This window comes from Citrobacter sp. JUb117, assembly GCF_024809055.1.
GTDB classification, from domain to species: domain Bacteria; phylum Pseudomonadota; class Gammaproteobacteria; order Enterobacterales; family Enterobacteriaceae; genus Citrobacter; species Citrobacter gillenii.
This window is the reverse complement of the sequence record NZ_JANUFB010000006.1, coordinates 232,415-250,200: the sequence shown is the minus strand read 5'-3', so window position 1 is coordinate 250,200 and position 17,786 is coordinate 232,415. Positions and strand designations below refer to the sequence as shown.

The window sequence follows — 17,786 nt, the reverse complement described above, 5'->3', positions numbered from 1 at the left end:
TCAGGCCGTCAGTTAATGGCGTCATACAGCGCGGTATGAATTTTCTGCCATTTATTGTTTTCGGCGTTTGGCTCCGCGCGAGCGCGTCGTTCGGCTTGCTCGGCGTCATACCGTTGGCGCGCGACAACGTCCGGTTTAGCACAAAAACTTTGCAGATAGCTTTTATGCAGCGACGTCAGCGATGCGCCGTTCGACATCGCATGACTTAGCGTACTCATAAACTGCTGACAGGGCTGGGTTTCATCCATCTGCGAGGGATAGCGCAACAACAGCTTCAGTACAGCAGTATTGCCCGCAGAGAACGCCTGCTCCGTCCACGCCAGCTTCCAGTCCATCCCGCCTTGTAAAAACAATGACGTAATGCGGGTATCATTGCGATCGATAGCCGCCCGCATGGTAAACGCATCCCACGAAATGCCCATGCGGGTCACGGCTTCCCGTGCGGAAGGAGCATCACGTCGCGGTTCCTCTTGTATGATTTCAACCGATTGACCGGCGGTCACCCGCGGCGCAGGCGAGCTAAATAACCAGAATGCGCCCAGCGATATTGCCAGCACCATCGCGCCAACGGCGACCCACAGCATGTTGGAAATCAGCTGCTCACGCTCTTCAGCCGTACGCTGCGCTCGCTTTTCTGGTGGGTCAATGCTGTCGGCAATTTCGTGTTTATCATCCCCGGTCTGTTCAGCCTTTTGCTTTGCCGTTTCCCAGAACTGGCGAACGAGACCCTCATCAGATTCCAGATACGATGCGGGATTGATGCGGACACGACGTTCTTCAAACGCCCGCTGCACGGGGTGGGTAATTTGTCGGTACTGATACTTTAACAACATCAGCTGTACCGAGGTCAGCGGCTGCTGAGCAATGACGCTATTACGTGCTATCCGGCAATCATCAAGAAACATGCGCAGCGTTAAGCGCGGTTCGACAAACAGCGTGAGTACCGAAGTGTCATTAAAAATCTGGGTAAAGTGGCGCACGAACAGTTTCTTATCGACCACCATCAGCGCCAGCTCGCTAAACAACATGCCGTCCAGCGCATCACGCCCCTCACCCAGCTTAAGCCAGCGGCGTAGCCTGTCAGCACCGAAGTGCTGTTTCAGGAAGCTGTTGAGCGGATGCTGGTCCGGCCATACCCTTGCGACAAGGGCTTTGAGGGTTAACTCTATAGCACGAAGTTGGCTCTGCGCTTGCAGCTGCGCCTCCTGTCCTCCACTTTCAATATCGGTTTGATAGTGCAGGATCGGCTGAAGCTGGCGCAGTTGCTCCAGAGACGCGACAAAACGCAGCGCAGAAATGAGCTGGTTTTCACTGACATCCTGACCACTTTCATACTGGGGAACGTTTTGCTGAAGATGGCGTAACCGCAGGGTGAACTGGCTTAATTGCGCATCGTTCATCTGCAATCGTCTGGCTACCGCCCCCCAGCCACCCAGATTCAGGCGAGCCTGGTCGAGCTGTTCCAGAAACCAGCGCGGGTCTTTTCCCTCTGCAACATGCACACCTAACAACAACAGGATTTCCACCGATGCCTGGCGGATGATCCCCAAACAGTGTTCAAATGGCGTACATGTCGCCGGTAATGCGCTATTGGTCATTATCATCCCTAAAAGGGCCGTAACGGTACGGCCTCACAATGGTCTTTATTGCTCTTTATATAAACGCGACGCCGTATTAAAACGGGCTGGTGCAAACTGAAATACATTCATATAACAAATGAATGTGTTTTACAGTGATGACCTCGTAATCATTGAAAATTATCCAGGAGATAAGCCTGTGCCCGTGTTAAAAACACCACGACTGACCTGCCGCCCGCTGACGGCGTCTGATTGGGATTTTTTCTTAGCATTACAGCAGGATCCTAGCGTAATGCACTATGTCTCTGATGCGCGCTCTGAACAAGACGTACGGACAATATTCGACTCGCGTTTAGCCGAATGGTCTCCCGGAAGCCCACACTGGCTATGCCTGGTCATGTGCGATAACGACTCGGGAACGCCGCTCGGCGTCACCGGATATGTTCACGAAAATAATGAGTGTGCCGAAGTGGGGTTTCTGCTCGCGCCCGAAGCGCAAGGTAAAGGCTATGGCGCGGAGTCTTTGCATGCCGTGTGTGATTTCGCGTTTACAACCGGCGGGCTACACCGTATGACGGCCTGCGTCACCGCCGGCAATTATGCGTCTCGACGTCTGCTGGAAAAGACGGGATTTATTCTCGAAGGTACACTGCGCGAAAGCTATTGGCTGCATCAAACCTGGCACGATGACTGGATTTTCGGCCTGTTAAAGCACGAATATCCGCTCCGCGCGTCATAAGGCGTCTTACTGAAAAAACGGGCTGTATGGCAGGTACCATAACGGAAGGTTTGCTCTAGAATGGTTCTCTTTGCAGAGAAATCAGTATGTACCGCCATTCATCACATTTTACGCCCGCCTGTATCGCCTTTATTAAACAAGGACAGGGATTGTCGCTGGAAAAATATCAGGATGAACGCGGGGTCTGGGTCATTGGCTACGGGCATGAAATCACCGTAGGTGAAACCTTCACGAGCCAAATTTCAGTAGCACAGGCAGAAACGCTGCTGCTCATGGATCTCTACGCCTGCGAGGAATTAATCCAGGCGAAACTGCCGCAACTGAACGATCTGTTTCAGCTGGAAGCATTAATTGCGTGGATGTTTAGCGTGGGGATAACCCGGTTTTGCGCATCAGAAATGTGGCCTGCTCATATTTCACAGCCAGAGACGATCTGACTGTGAAATAAGCGTTGATTAATGTACTTCGTTTAACATCATCGCCGCCTGGGTACGGTTTTTTACCTCCAGACGCTGATACAGCGACTCCAGATGCGCTTTTACCGTCCCGGTGCTGATATTTAACAGGCGACCAATTTGTTTATTGGACTCCCCTGCAGCCAGCATGGCCAAGATCTCGCGCTGACGCGAACTTAGTGCTTTTATATTTTGGCTACCGCACGTGGTTGGCGTTAAGCAATCTCTGGGATAAAACATCATGCCCATTGCCACGCTATTGAGCGCCAGCGCGAATGTTTCTGCGTCAGCGTCGCGCGGCACAATGGCCAGCACGTTTAACTGTGTCACCTCCTGCAGCCATTTTTTACGGCAATCTGTGGCGGTGATCAGTACTTTTACTGTCGCATAGCGTTGCGCGAGTTGTTGGAGCAGTTCACGGCAAAACTCACTGCCAAGATCGCCATCAAGCATAACCAACGCATTGGGATTGTCTTCCAGCTTTTGCCAAAGGTCATCTGCCTGACTGACACCCTGAACATCCACTCCTGGAAGATTTTCTTGTAAACTGACATTCATTCCATGAATAAATATTGACTGCCTGTCAAACATTATTACCTGCATTATTTCTCTCCGTCTGAATAAGATATTGGCCTTAACACGCGGAAGGGTATTACCCATGGGGTAAAATAAGAACTCACCATTTGGCAGGGGCCATTCTACCGATGAAAGAAGAAGAGAGAAGCAGAAGTTATGAATAGTTACAGCTCAAACAAAAGGATTACATAAAGAGGTCATAAAAACACTCTGAATTAAGGAATTCCTTATTATTAGCGCATGCCTCTCGCCAAGTAATATTAATTAATCAGAGTCTATGTTTTTCACCAAAAATAAGGAACATGGCATATCAGGGAAATATGTTACAAAAAATAATGTAGCATGAAGTGCTTATTTAATCAGAGTCGGTGACCGAATAAGCACGGGACGGGTTTACAGGAACATCCCGCCAGAGACCTCAATGCGCTGCGCGGTCATCCACGCCAGGTCATCACTAAGCAACGCAGCGATGGCATCACCAATATCATCCGGCAGCCCGACACGTCCCAATGCGGTTTGCGAGGCAATATATGCATTCAGCTGCGCATTGTCCCGCACGTTCCCGTCGCCAAAATCGGTTTCAATCGCGCCGGGCGCAATAATGTTCGCCGTAATACCGCGCTCCCCCAACTCTTTTGCCTGATAGCGGGTCAGCACTTCCATCGCGCCTTTCATGGCGGCATAGGCGCTGTAGCCTGGCAGGGCAAAACGCGACAGCCCGGTCGACACATTGAGGATCCTGCCCCCTTGGTTTATCAGCGGCAACAGGCTCTGCGTCAGGAAAAAAGGCCCTTTAAACTGGATGTTCAAAAGCTGGTCAAACTGCGCTTCGGTGAAGGCAGAATACGGCGCAGTTATGCCGATCCCGGCGTTGTTCAATAAATAATCAAACCTCGTACATTGCCACTGGGTTTGCAGCGTCTCCTGCATTTGTTCAACAAAGCGCGGAAACGTTGAAATATCGCCGACATTCAGCGGCAATGCTGCTGCTTTGCCGCCAAGTTGGCGAATATCATCCACCACCTGTTGAGCTTCTTTTTCATTGCTGTTCCACGTCAGAATGATGCCCATTCCTTTACTCGCCAGCTTAAGCGCCGCGTTTTTCCCCAGTCCACGACCGCCGCCGGTCACCAATACAATACGTTGCGTCATAAGAAACCTCATTTCAGGCGTTGTGAAGATTGAGATAAAGCTTATTAGGTGTTAGAAAAACAATAAATATGTCGAATTGCGCATTACTGTTTCCTTGGGAACAACAATAGGGCAGAGAGATGGATAAAATTCACGCAATGCAGTTGTTCCTCCGCGTCGCAGAACTGGAGAGTTTTTCGCGTGCGGCCGACACCCTCGGACTGCCTAAGGGAAGCGTATCGCGACAAATCCAGGCGCTGGAAAATCATCTGGGTACCCAGTTGCTGCATCGCACCACCCGCCGCGTTCAACTGACCCAGGACGGGATGATCTATTACGAACGTGCGAAAGATCTGTTGAGCAATCTGGATGAGCTGGACGGACTTTTTCATCACGATCCCACCAGCATCAGCGGTAAACTGCGGGTCGATATGCCGGTTGGCGTGGCCAGAAATCTGGTGATGCCCCGCCTGCCTACCTTTTTACATCAGTATCCGGGACTTGAGCTAGAACTCAGCAGCAGCGACCGTCTGGTGGATTTAATCCGTGAGGGTTTCGACTGCGTGGTGCGCGTGGGTGCGCTGAAAGATTCAGGGCTGATTGCCCGCCCGCTGGGGAAATTGACGCAGATTAACTGCGCCAGCCCACAGTATCTGGCCCGTTTTGGTTATCCCGAAAGCCTGGACGATTTGGCCTCGCATGCGGTGGTGCATTACGCGGTAAATCTGGGTACCCGTTCGCAGGGCTTTGAAATAGCGACCGACAACGGGCCCCGCTGGATAAAAACCGGCGGCATGCTGACGGTGAACAGTACCGAAACCTATCATGCGGCCTGTCTTGCCGGGTTGGGCATCATTCAGGTCCCACGCGTGGGTGTACGTGAGGCATTGCGCGCCGGTACGCTGGTTGAAGTCTTACCGCAGTATCGCGCCGAACCGATGCCGGTTTCTCTGCTGTATCCACATCGCCGTAATCTCTCCCGCCGGGTCCACCTGTTTATGGAATGGCTGACCGGCGTGATGAAAGACTATGTGGACTGACGCGCTATACTGTCCTGTGAATGCACAGAATAAGGACTACCGCCCTGATGACGCAGGAAAAAGACGTAAAACGCCCCATTCAGGAACTTGAGCACGCGCCGATCGCCAAAATTGACACCCCAGAGCGTGACCAGACAGAAACCAACAATAAGACCCATCAGGCGCTGAAAACAGCCCTGACTCTGGCGGAACGCGTTCAACGCCAGCCCATGATCGCCCACCTTATCCGCGCCGCAGAACGTTTTAATGACCGGATGGGAAACCAGTTTGGCGCGGCAATCACCTATTTCTCGTTCCTGTCGATGATCCCTATCCTGATGGTATCGTTCGCTGCCGCCGGTTTTATTCTCGCGTCGCACCCCACGTTATTGCAGGATATCTTCAGTAAAATCCTGGCCAACGTCAGCGATCCGACGCTGGCATCCACGCTGAAAAACACCATCAATACCGCCGTTCAGCAACGTACCACCGTCGGGCTGGTCGGGCTGGGTATCGCCCTTTACTCCGGGGTTAACTGGATGGGAAACCTGCGCGAGGCCATTCGCGCCCAGTCGCGTGATGTCTGGGAACGCACGCCGCAGGATCAGGAGAAAATCTGGGTCAAATATCTGCGCGATTTTGTCTCGCTGATTGGATTACTGATTGCGCTGATTGTCACCCTGTCAATTACCTCCATCGCCGGTTCCGCCCAGCAGATGATAATCTCGGCCCTGTACCTCGATGGTATTGACTGGCTGAAGCCCGCCTGGCGACTGATCGGCCTGGCGATCTCTATTTTCGCCAACTATCTGTTGTTCTTCTGGATTTTCTGGCGACTCCCGCGTCATCGCCCACGTAAGAAGGCGCTCATTCGCGGTACCTTTATTGCGGCCTTTGGCTTTGAAGCAATCAAAATTATTATGACTTACACGCTGCCGTCGCTGGTGCAATCCCCGTCAGGCGCGGCGTTTGGCTCGGTATTAGGTCTAATGGCTTTCTTCTACTTCTTCGCCCGTTTGACCCTGTTCTGCGCCGCCTGGATAGCCACCGCGGAATACAAAGACGACCCGCGGATGCCGGGGAAAACACACCGCTAATCTTCGTTAACTGCCTGATGGCGCTACGCTTATCTGCCCTACTGGTGAGTTTTGTAGGCCGGATAAGCGTAGCGCCATCCGGCAATTATAATGCCGCCCGCTCTCACTGATTCAGTGAATAAATCCAACCCGTAACTTTTATTTAACCAAAAACCAGTTTTATCATCCAAGTTTTAAATTATGTGAAGCATTTCATAGAAGCGAAATCTTCGGCCTAAACATTATCCCCTTTTTGCCCGATTTTTGACCAAGCGCAACGATTGTTACAGATTGAAATGTCTCTTTTGCTGTGCGTAATATGACCGTTCGTTCGACAAAAAATAAGAAAATAATATGCAAGCAACCGCCACAACGCTCGACAACGAACAAGAACACACCCCGGTCAATTCGCGCAATAAAGTCGTCGTCGCCTCACTCATCGGTACCGCCATTGAGTTCTTCGACTTCTATATTTACGCGACCGCCGCGGTGATCGTTTTCCCCCATATCTTCTTCCCACAGGGCGACCCGGCGGCGGCTACGCTGCAGTCTCTCGCCACCTTTGCTATCGCCTTTGTGGCACGGCCGATCGGCTCGGCGGTGTTCGGACATTTCGGCGACCGCGTCGGGCGTAAGGTCACGCTGGTTGCTTCGCTGCTGACCATGGGGATTTCGACGGTGATTATCGGCTTGTTGCCGGGTTATGCGTCGATTGGGATTTTCGCCCCGATCCTGCTGGCACTGGCGCGTTTTGGTCAGGGATTGGGTCTTGGCGGTGAATGGGGCGGTGCTGCATTGCTGGCCACAGAAAATGCCCCACCGCGCAAACGGGCGCTCTATGGGTCCTTCCCGCAGTTGGGCGCACCGATCGGCTTCTTCTTTGCCAACGGCACGTTTCTGCTGCTCTCCTGGCTGCTGACCGATGAGCAGTTTATGAGCTGGGGCTGGCGTGTACCGTTTATAGCCTCTGCGGTACTGGTGATTATCGGTCTGTACGTTCGCGTCTCACTGCATGAATCCCCGGTGTTCGCCAAAGTCGCGGCAGCGAAAAAGCAGGTTAAGATCCCGCTGGGAACCCTGCTGACAAAACATGTTCGCGTCACGCTCCTCGGCACGTTTATCATGCTGGCGACCTATACGCTGTTCTATATCATGACCGTTTACTCAATGACCTTCAGTACCGCCGCCGCCCCTGTGGGCCTTGGTTTACCGCGTAATGAAGTCCTGTGGATGCTGATGATGGCGGTGATTGGCTTTGGCGTGATGGTCCCGGTTGCCGGACTGCTGGCCGACGCGTTTGGTCGTCGCAAGAGCATGCTCATCATCACCACACTTATCATTCTGTTCGCCCTGTTCGCCTTTAAACCGCTGCTGGGTTCTGGCAATCCGGCGCTGGTCTTTGTCTTCCTGCTGCTGGGGCTGAGCCTGATGGGGCTGACATTCGGCCCGATGGGCGCGCTGCTGCCGGAGCTGTTCCCGACCGAGGTGCGCTACACGGGCGCGTCGTTCTCGTATAACGTTTCATCGATTCTCGGCGCGTCCGTGGCCCCCTACATCGCGGCATGGTTGCAAGGTAACTATGGTTTGCCGGCCGTCGGGATTTATCTGGCCTCGATGGCCGCATTAACGCTGATCGCGCTGCTGTTAATCCACGAGACGCGCCATCAGTCGTTGTGATTCTTTTGCCGGATGGCGGTGTAACCACCTCATCCGGCCTACGTTGAACATGAAATCCAGGCCGGGTAAGCATCCGACCAGACATCACTTCTTCATTTGCGACAAAATCGTCCGGCACTGATTAGCCTCACCTTCTGACGGTGAGATCAGTGCCAGCAGGGCGGCAGCCGGCGTGACGAGCGTTGCCAGTGCCGCGGCGACGGCCCCACGCGCAATCAGCGGCCCTGCTTTCACTCCGGCCTGCGGATTTTTGAATGTCCCGCGAACATACAGCGGTGAGCGCAGCGTAATAATACGAATGCCTTTACTCTCCGGATCGACGGTTAAATCCAGCTGTTCAGAGGCAAAACTCGCTGTTCCCGTAACATTGATAACCGCATTTTCGGTATCAAAAGCAAAAATTTGCGGGCGCGCAACGCCATTGACGATATCCAGATTCGCCGCCGCACAGTTCACTCGCACTTCGTCATCACCAAATATCTGTCCGACGATATAGTTGCCCAAATTCAGCCCCACTATTTCCATCAGGTTTCGACTGATCAACCCATCGTTCATCAACAACTTCAGGTTGCCATTACTGTTTCCGAGCAGCGCAGCCACCGAATTCCCGCTCCCGCGAAATTCGGCATCACCGTTCATTTCACCGAGCGTTTTCTGCATCAGTTCCACATCCGGCATCAGCTCTTTCAGCTTCAGACGACGCGCCTGAATAGTCGCCCGGCCCTGCATCGGCTTTTTATCCCCTTCCAGATGAATGCGAGAGACGATGCTGCCTCCCGCCAGACCAAATTTCAGCGGCTGCAGTTGCAGGTCGGCATTGTTCAGGATGATATGGGCGGAGAGATCGCTTACCGGCAGGCTGCTGCCGTGCTCAATACGCCGTCCCTTGAAGCGCACATCGGCATCCATCACGTTCCATTTATCGGTTTCGAAACGGTCGTACGGCAAGACTTTATCCGCGGGCTGAACGCTCTTCTCGCCTTTACGCTGTTCAGATTGTTTGGCGCGTTGTGCACCTTTACCGGAATCCACGCCAATCAGCGGCCCTAAATCTGCCAGCCGCAGCTGGCGCGACTCAACGTCGCCTTCCAGTTTCGGGCGCGGCTGGCCGGTGGTGTAAGCCAGCGTGCCGTGAATATCACTGTCGCCGATGCGGCCATTAAAGTCGCGATAACTAAATACGGCAGATTTCTCACTGCCTATTTTGGCCACCAGCCGCCCGTCAGTTTCAAAGGGGGGAGTATCCGGCAGCAGAACGCCGGTCAAATCGTACAAATCCCCGAGCGAATCACCGGAGAATTTCAACTGAAGATCGACGCCGCCCATATTCATCGGGTCATTTACCGCACCGACAAAGGCCACCCGCGTATTAGCTGAACGGAAATCGGCCTGCACCGGGAACGGTGTGCCTTCGCCGCGTAACGCCAGCATCCCACCGATTTTTCCACTGCCGGTTAGCGGTTCACCGCGATACCGCCCTTGTGCCTTCAGGCCGAAAACGTAATCGCCAACGTTGGCACGCTTTTCTGTGCTTTTCGTTCCCGTCACTTCGCTAAAGGGCAACGGCTTGCCCAGCGGATCAACGACGATTTCAATCTCCGATTGGGTGATCTTATCGTTGATGGCGATACGTCCTTGATCGAACAAAATATTATCGAGTCGAAATGACCAGGCTGAAGGCGGGGTGTTGGGATCGGGGTTTTCACTCCCCGCGAGGGTAAAGGTCCAGTTGTTGTTTTTCTCCGACAGGCGAATAAGCCGCGCGTCCGGTTTCACCAGCTTAATCCACGGTAGCCAGACCGTTTTGGTCAGCAACGCCAGCGGCGCGAGCGTGGCTTCAACGCGCGGGAGATGCACCATGGTGATGTCAGGGATATCCGGCGGGTTGCCGAGGATAATATCCTCCGCATGAATGTGCGGCCACGGAACCCAGCTTCGCCAGCCGGTTTCCTGCTTCTGGCGTTCCCAGACGACACCCAAATCACCGCGTATCGCGAACGGTCGGTTGAGTTCAGTAGAGACTTTCTGGTTGATGGTCGGTTTGAGCCGGTTCCAGTCAAATGTCGCAATCACGATGATGAGTACGACGATCAACAACAAGAAAACCCCTGATACTGCTGTGGTTATTTTGCCTGCTTTCGTCATCTTTTACCTCCTCACTTTCTTCCTTGCCTGTTCTAAAGATAGTCCAGCAGGGTTAAAAGGAGGCCGATGACGCCAACATCACAGCGACAATATCACCTCTTCAAGGGTATTCAGGGGAACCGGACGCGAGAGAAAATAGCCCTGCGCAGCGAACGCCGGTGAGTTTTGCACGTCGCGCCACTCTTCCAGTGTTTCCACACCTTCAACAATCACGCCGCGGCAATAACGGTTCATCAACTGCAGCAGCAGTGTGAACAGGTTGCGGCCTTCCGGCGTCTGGCGCAGCATAATAAACAGATCCCGCGCTACCTTAATGTAGTCATAGCTGACTTCGCTCAGAGCGGAGAAATTCGCCATCCCGGTGCCAAAGTCATCCAGCCAAAGCGGGCCAAACTCGCACATTGAGGCAAATGACGCTCCCTTCGGTAAACGAATATGCTCCACCAGTTCAAAGCGCAGCCACGGCAGGCATTCAATGATTTTCAGTATGTCGGGATCCTGGCGCATCGCCAGCAGCGTCGGGCCATCGACGTTCACCGACGCCAGCAGGTCGTGGGCTCTGAAAAAGTCGCTTTTCAGTTGGAGTTGCAGAAGCTGCTCTTTCACCACGTCAATACGATGACGTACGGCTATTTCGGCAAAATAGCGGTCCGGCGCAAGACGCTGGGCAGGATTGTCAGGATGGCTCACCACTGTCAGCAGTTCAACGGCCATCAGCCGCCCATTGGTCTGGTAAATCGGCTGGTAGGTGTAAGCACGCTCGCACTGCAGCCAATAGCGTCTCTCCAGCAAGCTCTCGATACTCGCATCAGGCGTAATTAGCTGCTGGGTAACCTGCTTTATCATCTGAGATGTCCTGTAAATAAGAGTGTGACTGACCGGACTCGTCAAAGGTTATCGGCGCTCGGGCGCAGAACTTTACGTTCAGCACATCGCAAAATAAAAACCAGGCAGCAAAAAATTGCGCAGAATACGCGTTGGCTCAAAAAATTAATGGAACGATGTTTTAATATAGTTGACCACTTAACACCCACAGCGCACACTACCGTTAATTTTTTTCAGAGCAGGTTACGACTATGTCCAGCAAGATTGCCGTGATTGGCGAATGCATGATTGAACTGTCACAGAAAGGCGCAGACGTTCAGCGCGGTTTCGGTGGCGACACGTTGAATACATCCGTTTATATCGCCCGTCAGGTCGATTCTGCGGCCCTTTCTGTACACTATGTCACGGCGCTGGGCACGGACAGTTTTAGCCAACAGATGCTGGAATCCTGGCATGGCGAAAACGTCGATACCTCATTAACGCAACGCATGGACAATCGCCTTCCGGGTCTCTATTACATTGAGACAGACAGCACCGGCGAACGTACCTTCTATTACTGGCGTAATGAAGCCGCGGCAAAATTCTGGCTGGAGAGTGAACAATCCGCCGCCATTTGCGAAGAGCTGGCGACGTTCGACTACCTGTACCTGAGCGGTATAAGCCTGGCGATCTTAAGCCCGACCAGCCGCGAGAAACTGCTGTCACTGCTGCGCGAATGCCGCGCCAACGGCGGAAAAGTCATTTTTGACAACAACTACCGCCCGCGCTTGTGGAGCAGTAAAGAAGAGACGCAGCAGGTGTATCAGCAGATGCTGGAGTGCACCAATATCGCGTTCCTGACGCTGGATGATGAAGACGCGCTGTGGGGTGAAAAACCCGTTGCTGAGGTCATTGCCCGCACCCACGCGGCCGGTGTGCAAGAGGTAGTGGTGAAACGCGGCGCAGACTCGTGCCTGGTGTCTATCAATGGCGAAGAGCTCATTGATGTACCGGCGGTAAAACTGCCGAAAGAGAAAGTGATTGATACCACTGCCGCAGGCGACTCGTTCAGCGCCGGGTATCTGGCCGTACGCTTAACCGGTGGTGATGCCGCAGAAGCCGCCAAACGCGGTCATCTGACGGCCAGCACGGTGATTCAGCATCGCGGGGCGATTATTCCCCGCGACGCAATGCCGCAGTAACTTATTGTTCTTGTAGGCCGGATAAGGCGTTAACGCCGCATCCGGCATTGGGTACGCCGGGGGCGCTTCGCTTGCCCGGCCTACAGGTTACGATACCCTCTACTGTACTGGCGGAATATCCGTCACTTCAGGATGCGACTCATCGGTTTCAACCGACGCTGCCGCAGCGGCCACCGGCGCCATGATGGCATCCCACGTCGCCTGCAGATCCTTCATATTGAATTCCGGCTCACCCTTCGGCTGCAGCAGAATGAGTGCCATTTCTTGCGACAGTTGCTGGCGCAGGTCCTGATTCAACATTTCTACGGTCAGGCCATTGAGGAAGTTCTGGCGTAAACGCTGGTACTGTTCCGGCGCAATATCCACCACCTGATTTTGCAGCGAGCGCAGGCGCTGGCTGATTAAGATATCGGTATCGGTTCGGCCATAGGTGGCAAACAGCTTCTGCAGTTCCAGATTTTTTTGTGCCACCAGCGCGTTAAATTCATCTTCTGGCAGCCCCTTATCACGCACTTTCGCCAACTCACGCGCCACCGTACCCAGATTCGCATTCAGCTTATCATTCGGTGACTCAACGTTAATGGCGCACTGCGCACGCAGGAACAACACCCGACAGTCAAAGCCGAGGCCGATATCTTTCGCATTGTTTTTAGTAAGCGTCTGCTGAATGTGCCAGAACAGCGCTTCACGGGCTAAATCAGCACGCCAGTAGCGCAACAGCGCGGCAGATTCACGAATCGGTTGCCACGGCGTATCCCACATAATGGAGAGGCGATCCTGGCGTACCGCATCGGTCATAATGCTCACCGCTTCAGCGCGTAGCGGAGAAAGTGTCGGCACCGGTGCCGGAGTCTCACGTTTACCTTTTAATTCGCCGAAGGTTTTGTTGATTTGCTCTGCCACGTTACGTGCGTCAACGTTGCCGACGATAATCAGCGTCATGGCATCCGGGGTATACCATTTCTGGTAGAACGACTGGATTTTCTCAGCATCGACCGGGGTTTTCAGCGGATCGGCAGGATCGTGTCCCAGCAGCGTTGATCCTTTCAGTCGGTAGCGCCACCAGCCTTCTTTGGTGTCCACCGGCCAGGTTGTCACCATATCTTCGCTACTCAGCGCATGGTTGATGGTTTCTGGCGTGATGGTCAGTTTGCCGGAGATAGTCGCCAGATAAGAGAGCGACTCTTTCAGCAGGTCGTTACGGCTGTTGGGCAAGCTGAGGTTATACAGTGTGGAATCATAGGAAACGATAACAGGCGGCATGGGACGCTTGGGATCGAACCCCTGCTGCCACAGTGAACGGGCTTGCGTGGCATCAAGGCCACCGCTTTGCGTCAGCGCGATACGCGGGATCGCATGGCTGAAACCACTCTGTTGTGTATTTTCGGTGAGTGAACCGGTATTAACCAGCAGGCGAACCTCGATACGGTCGCTGGGGCGCTGGGGGGTGGCTAATACTTGCCACTGTAAACCGTTTGCCAGCGTACCCTGTTGCCACGCCGGGTCAGGCTGGAGCGCATCTGCCTGCACATAGCCGGCAGAGGCCATCATCAGCAAGCTGCCCGCTAAAAGTCGAATTTTTGTGCCCTGCATGTGAACCCCTGATCAACAATCCTGGTAATAAAAAGACAGCCCTGAACAGGACTCTCTGAATATGACGTTAAAACACTTCGTGTTAGACCGCGAAAACATAAAAATGTCACGGAAGAAGTGAAAAAATCCCGAAGCCATCGGATCGACGGCTTCAGGTACAGGGGGTAATTATGCGCAGGAGCCCGTAGCCCTACAAGGGACTACGGGCAGAAGTGACGAGATTAAGAGGATAAATCGTGCGTTTTGCCATCCTGCGCACGGTTATTCAGCGTGTCATCCAGCTTTTTGGTATCCAATTCTTTCACCCACTTAGCCACAACGACCGTGGCCACACCGTTACCAATCAGGTTGGTCAGCGCACGGGCTTCAGACATAAAGCGGTCAATACCGAGAATCAACGCCAGACCGGCAATCGGTAAATGGCCCACAGCGGAGATCGTCGCCGCCAGGACAATGAAGCCACTTCCGGTGACACCCGCAGCCCCTTTCGAGGAGAGCAGCAGCACCACCAACAAGGTTATCTGATGGAAGATATCCATATGACTGTTCGTGGCCTGAGCGATAAACACCGCCGCCATCGTCAGATAGATCGAGGTCCCATCAAGGTTAAACGAGTAACCTGTAGGGATAACCAGCCCGACCACCGACTTCCGACAGCCCAGTTTTTCCATCTTATCAAGCATACGCGGCAGCGCGGACTCGGAAGATGATGTCCCCAGAACGATCAGCAATTCTTCACGGATATAGCGGATGAACTTGAAGATGCTAAAGCCGGTTGCACGAGCAATAGACCCCAGCACCACCACCACAAACAGAATACAGGTGATGTAGAAGCAGATAATCAACTGCCCCAGCTGTACCAGCGTACCGACGCCATATTTACCGATGGTAAAGGCCATGGCCCCGAAAGCACCGATTGGCGCCAGGCGCATGATCATGTTGATGATGCCGAAAATGACCTGCGAGAAGCTTTCAATCACGTTGAAAATCATTTGGCCTTTGCTGCCCAGACGGTGCAGCGCGAAACCAAACATCACCGCGAACAGCAATACCTGCAGGATGTTGCCGCTGGCGAACGCGCCAATGACGCTACCTGGGATAATATCCATCAGGAAGCCCACAATCCCCTGGTCTTTTGCCTGCTCAGCGTAAATCGCGACAGCTTTGGCATCCAGCGTGGCCGGATCAACGTTCATCCCGGCACCGGGTTGCACCACGTTGACAATGATAAGACCGATGATCAGCGCAATCGTACTGACTACTTCAAAATAAAGCAGTGCAACCGCACCCGTGCGGCCTACTGCTTTCATACTTTCCATGCCTGCAATGCCGGTAACGACAGTACAGAAGATGACGGGAGCGATGACCATCTTAATGAGCTTAACGAACGCGTCGCCAAGCGGTTTCATTTGGGCGCCCAATTCAGGGTAGTAATGGCCAAGGAGAATACCGATGGCAATCGCTGTCAGGACCTGAAAGTAAAGGCTTTTGAATATTGAGGTTTTCATAGGGTGTCCTTAAAGTAAAAACCACAGGTCTTGTAAGGTTTTATTTAACCTGCGGCCCTAAAGTAACACCCACACAACATGACAGAAATGTACAAAGATCATAATTGATACAAAAATGTTAAAAATTTTGAGCTGGCTCGCACAAGCGCACCCTTTTTTAAGTTTTGTAATCAGCCCATTACTGCGTTAAATAACGTTCTTCGAAGATATCTGCCGGAACGGGACGGGCAAATAAGAATCCCTGCGCCACTTCCACGCCCGCCTGTTCCAACCACGCGCGTTGGGCTTCGGTTTCGACACCTTCAGCAATCATCTGTAAATCGAGGCTGTGCGCCAGCTGAATAATCGCCGTGATCATGCTGCAATCCTCAGGCACGCCGTCGACAAACATCTTATCGATTTTGAGCACATCCACCGGCAGCGACTTCATATGCTGTAGCTGGCGTAAACCGGCGTAGCCCATACCAAAGTCATCCAACGCGATACGCACACCTGCATTACGCAGCGGGCGCAAAATGGCAACGGCCGCGTTGGGATCATCGATATGTCGGCTTTCGGTCACTTCGAGAATCAGCGTGCCGGGCTTCACACGATACCGGTTTAGTAGTTCCAGCAGGTCTGACACCATATTCGGGTGCATTAACTGCAGTGCAGAAAGATTGACCGATAGTGGAAGCATCAGACCGCGCTCCTGCCAGGCAGCAAGCTGGCGGCAGGACTCTTCCAGCACCCAGTACCCGACAGTTACCATCAGACCACAGGATTCAATCCTGTCGATTAACCCTTCCGGCAGTTCCCAGCTTCCATCCGGCTGCTGCATCCGTAACAGCGCTTCCGCACTCAGTATTTTGCCGCTGGCAATTTCTACCTGCGGCTGCATCCACAGCGCAAAGTGCTGGTTGTCCAGCGCGGTAAGAATGTCGTTCTCTTCCGTCAAACGCTGCTGAGCTTCTTCCATTTGCTGCGGGTCAAAGAACTGAATCTGGTTTTTACCCTTCCGGCGTGAGGTGAGTGCCGCAGAGAGCGCACGGCTGTAAAGCTGCTCTGCGGTTAAGTCGCCATAAAACATCGCGACCCCAATATTGCAGTTGGGGCGCAGTTGGATGCCGTGGATAGGCAAACGCTCATTAATGATAGTGAGTACTTGCTGACCTAATGTGATGGCATGCCAGGGTTCCTTCACACCATGCGCAATAATGGCAAAATCGTAGCCACTGACCTGGGTAAGCACCATTCTGGGCGCCAGTACCGACTTGAGTTTTTCGACAACCGTCAGCAGCAGGATTTCCCGCTGAGTTTCGCTCAGCACGCCTGCGGTATCCCGCAACGTTTCGCAGGTGACAATCATCAGTGCTGTGGTCTGCTTACGGGATACAACCTGCTCCAGCAGCCCCATTAAAAACGTTTTGTTGGGCAGTTCGGAGACCGGAAAACGCATTGAATAGTCGCTCAACTCTTCGCTGCGGCGCTGCACCAACTGCTGGTTCAGGTTGTAGCTGCGCACCAGCATGCCAATCTCATCATCCTGATGCAGGCGCGGCAACGCCAGTTGGTAGCCAATTAACGCCTGCTGAGGGATCTCATTCAGTTCTCGGGCTATTTTACGCAACGGATGCACAATCAAGCGGTTAATACACCAGGAGATCGCCACCGTCAGGACCAGGGATAAAAGTAAGTAAATGGTCACTAACGTTGATAGCGTGCTCATCACGAATTTGTACATACGGTACGAATCTGCCTGCAGCACCAGATAGGCCAGCGGCTGTGGGTTGGCAGAACGCTCCAGAGAATAGACCGGCAGCGAGATCTGCACCGGTAGTTCGAACAGACGCGTCACCGTTACCGGGACCGAACGTTCGGGAATAAAGCTCATCCGCAAAGCCTGAAACTGATTCGGCAGTACCACATCGGCACGGCTGACCACGCCCGCGGGCTGAATTCGCCGTAAAATCGTCTCCGCTTCGGGGATATCCCCTTTCAGAATGGTGGCCGACAGGGGCTCACGTACAGAGCGGGCGATACTTTCCAGTTGCGTAGCCGTGTTATAGCGGTTCTGCTGTACCAAATGAAACAGCAAAACGGTGCAAAAAATAAAAACAAACACCATGACTACGGCCGCAACCATCGCCATCTGCTTAATTGTTAACGAGCGACTGACACGCAAACTGACTCTCCATGGATAAATAAAACTGCCGTCAGAGTATACCCGATCATAGCGTTATTAAGAGAGGCGCTATCTGAAAAGTTCCCATCGTGTATTTTCGCCGCAGGTTTGACGCCTGGC

The 17,786-nt window shown here is 53.2% G+C and carries 14 protein-coding genes; 6 read left to right on the top strand and 8 right to left on the bottom strand.

The window, feature by feature from the left end; all coding sequences use genetic code 11:
- Positions 1-8 precede the first annotated feature (8 nt).
- Positions 9-1,598 carry an STY4199 family HEPN domain-containing protein gene (locus M2374_RS15625; protein ID WP_181688661.1) on the bottom strand — a complete coding sequence of 530 codons (1,590 nt, stop codon included), beginning with the start codon at positions 1,596-1,598 and terminating at the stop codon, positions 9-11.
- Between the two features lie 178 nt (positions 1,599-1,776).
- Between M2374_RS15625 and M2374_RS15620 the strand changes: the two genes are divergently transcribed.
- Entirely contained in the window at positions 1,777-2,316 is a 540-nt protein-coding gene (locus M2374_RS15620; protein WP_115259888.1) for a GNAT family N-acetyltransferase, read from the top strand.
- 86 nt (positions 2,317-2,402) lie between these two features.
- Positions 2,403-2,753, top strand: a complete 351-nt coding sequence (locus M2374_RS15615; RefSeq protein WP_117342504.1) for a glycoside hydrolase family protein — start codon at positions 2,403-2,405, stop codon at positions 2,751-2,753.
- 18 nt (positions 2,754-2,771) lie between these two features.
- Here M2374_RS15615 and M2374_RS15610 read toward each other — a convergent pair whose 3' ends face one another.
- Together M2374_RS15610 and M2374_RS15605 are read right to left on the bottom strand one after the other, a co-directional pair.
- On the bottom strand, positions 2,772-3,374 hold the full coding sequence (locus tag M2374_RS15610) for a response regulator transcription factor (protein ID WP_181688660.1): 603 nt from the start codon (positions 3,372-3,374) through the stop codon (positions 2,772-2,774).
- Between the two features lie 366 nt (positions 3,375-3,740).
- Positions 3,741-4,499, bottom strand: coding sequence for an SDR family NAD(P)-dependent oxidoreductase (locus tag M2374_RS15605; protein ID WP_181517749.1), 759 nt, complete (start codon positions 4,497-4,499; stop codon positions 3,741-3,743).
- Positions 4,500-4,618: 119 nt separating this feature from the next.
- Between M2374_RS15605 and M2374_RS15600 the strand changes: the two genes are divergently transcribed.
- The 3 genes from M2374_RS15600 (at position 4,619) to M2374_RS15590 (ending at position 8,250) form a co-directional block, all read left to right on the top strand.
- Positions 4,619-5,518 carry a LysR family transcriptional regulator gene (locus M2374_RS15600; protein WP_181688659.1) on the top strand — a complete coding sequence of 300 codons (900 nt, stop codon included), beginning with the start codon at positions 4,619-4,621 and terminating at the stop codon, positions 5,516-5,518.
- A gap of 47 nt (positions 5,519-5,565) precedes the next feature.
- Positions 5,566-6,594: an inner membrane protein YhjD gene (gene yhjD / locus M2374_RS15595; RefSeq protein WP_115257221.1), complete on the top strand. Its 1,029-nt coding sequence runs from the start codon at positions 5,566-5,568 to the stop codon at positions 6,592-6,594.
- 333 nt (positions 6,595-6,927) lie between these two features.
- A complete protein-coding gene (locus tag M2374_RS15590; RefSeq protein WP_181688658.1) occupies positions 6,928-8,250 on the top strand; it encodes an MFS transporter in 1,323 nt (440 codons plus the stop codon).
- A gap of 84 nt (positions 8,251-8,334) precedes the next feature.
- On the opposite strand, the gene M2374_RS15585 is transcribed toward M2374_RS15590, so the two are convergent.
- Together M2374_RS15585 and pdeH are read right to left on the bottom strand one after the other, a co-directional pair.
- The gene (locus M2374_RS15585; RefSeq protein ID WP_135911249.1) at positions 8,335-10,395 is read right to left on the bottom strand and encodes an AsmA family protein; all 2,061 of its coding nucleotides are present in this window, start codon (positions 10,393-10,395) and stop codon (positions 8,335-8,337) included.
- Between the two features lie 78 nt (positions 10,396-10,473).
- Complete coding sequence (gene pdeH, locus M2374_RS15580) at positions 10,474-11,241, bottom strand: cyclic-guanylate-specific phosphodiesterase (protein ID WP_096759173.1); 768 nt, start codon at positions 11,239-11,241, stop codon at positions 10,474-10,476.
- A gap of 230 nt (positions 11,242-11,471) precedes the next feature.
- On the opposite strand from pdeH, the gene M2374_RS15575 reads away from it, so the two are divergent.
- The gene (locus M2374_RS15575) at positions 11,472-12,401 is read left to right on the top strand and encodes a sugar kinase (protein ID WP_096759172.1); all 930 of its coding nucleotides are present in this window, start codon (positions 11,472-11,474) and stop codon (positions 12,399-12,401) included.
- Positions 12,402-12,500: 99 nt separating this feature from the next.
- On the opposite strand, the gene M2374_RS15570 is transcribed toward M2374_RS15575, so the two are convergent.
- The 3 genes from M2374_RS15570 to hmsP all read right to left on the bottom strand — a co-directional run bounded on the left by M2374_RS15570 (position 12,501) and on the right by hmsP (position 17,666).
- Positions 12,501-13,994 (bottom strand): pitrilysin family protein, encoded by a 1,494-nt coding sequence (locus M2374_RS15570; RefSeq protein WP_115257218.1) that lies wholly within the window; start codon positions 13,992-13,994, stop codon positions 12,501-12,503.
- A gap of 221 nt (positions 13,995-14,215) precedes the next feature.
- Complete coding sequence (locus M2374_RS15565) at positions 14,216-15,502, bottom strand: dicarboxylate/amino acid:cation symporter (protein WP_115257217.1); 1,287 nt, start codon at positions 15,500-15,502, stop codon at positions 14,216-14,218.
- Between the two features lie 178 nt (positions 15,503-15,680).
- A complete protein-coding gene (gene hmsP, locus M2374_RS15560) occupies positions 15,681-17,666 on the bottom strand; it encodes a biofilm formation regulator HmsP (protein WP_181688657.1) in 1,986 nt (661 codons plus the stop codon).
- Positions 17,667-17,786: the final 120 nt, after the last annotated feature.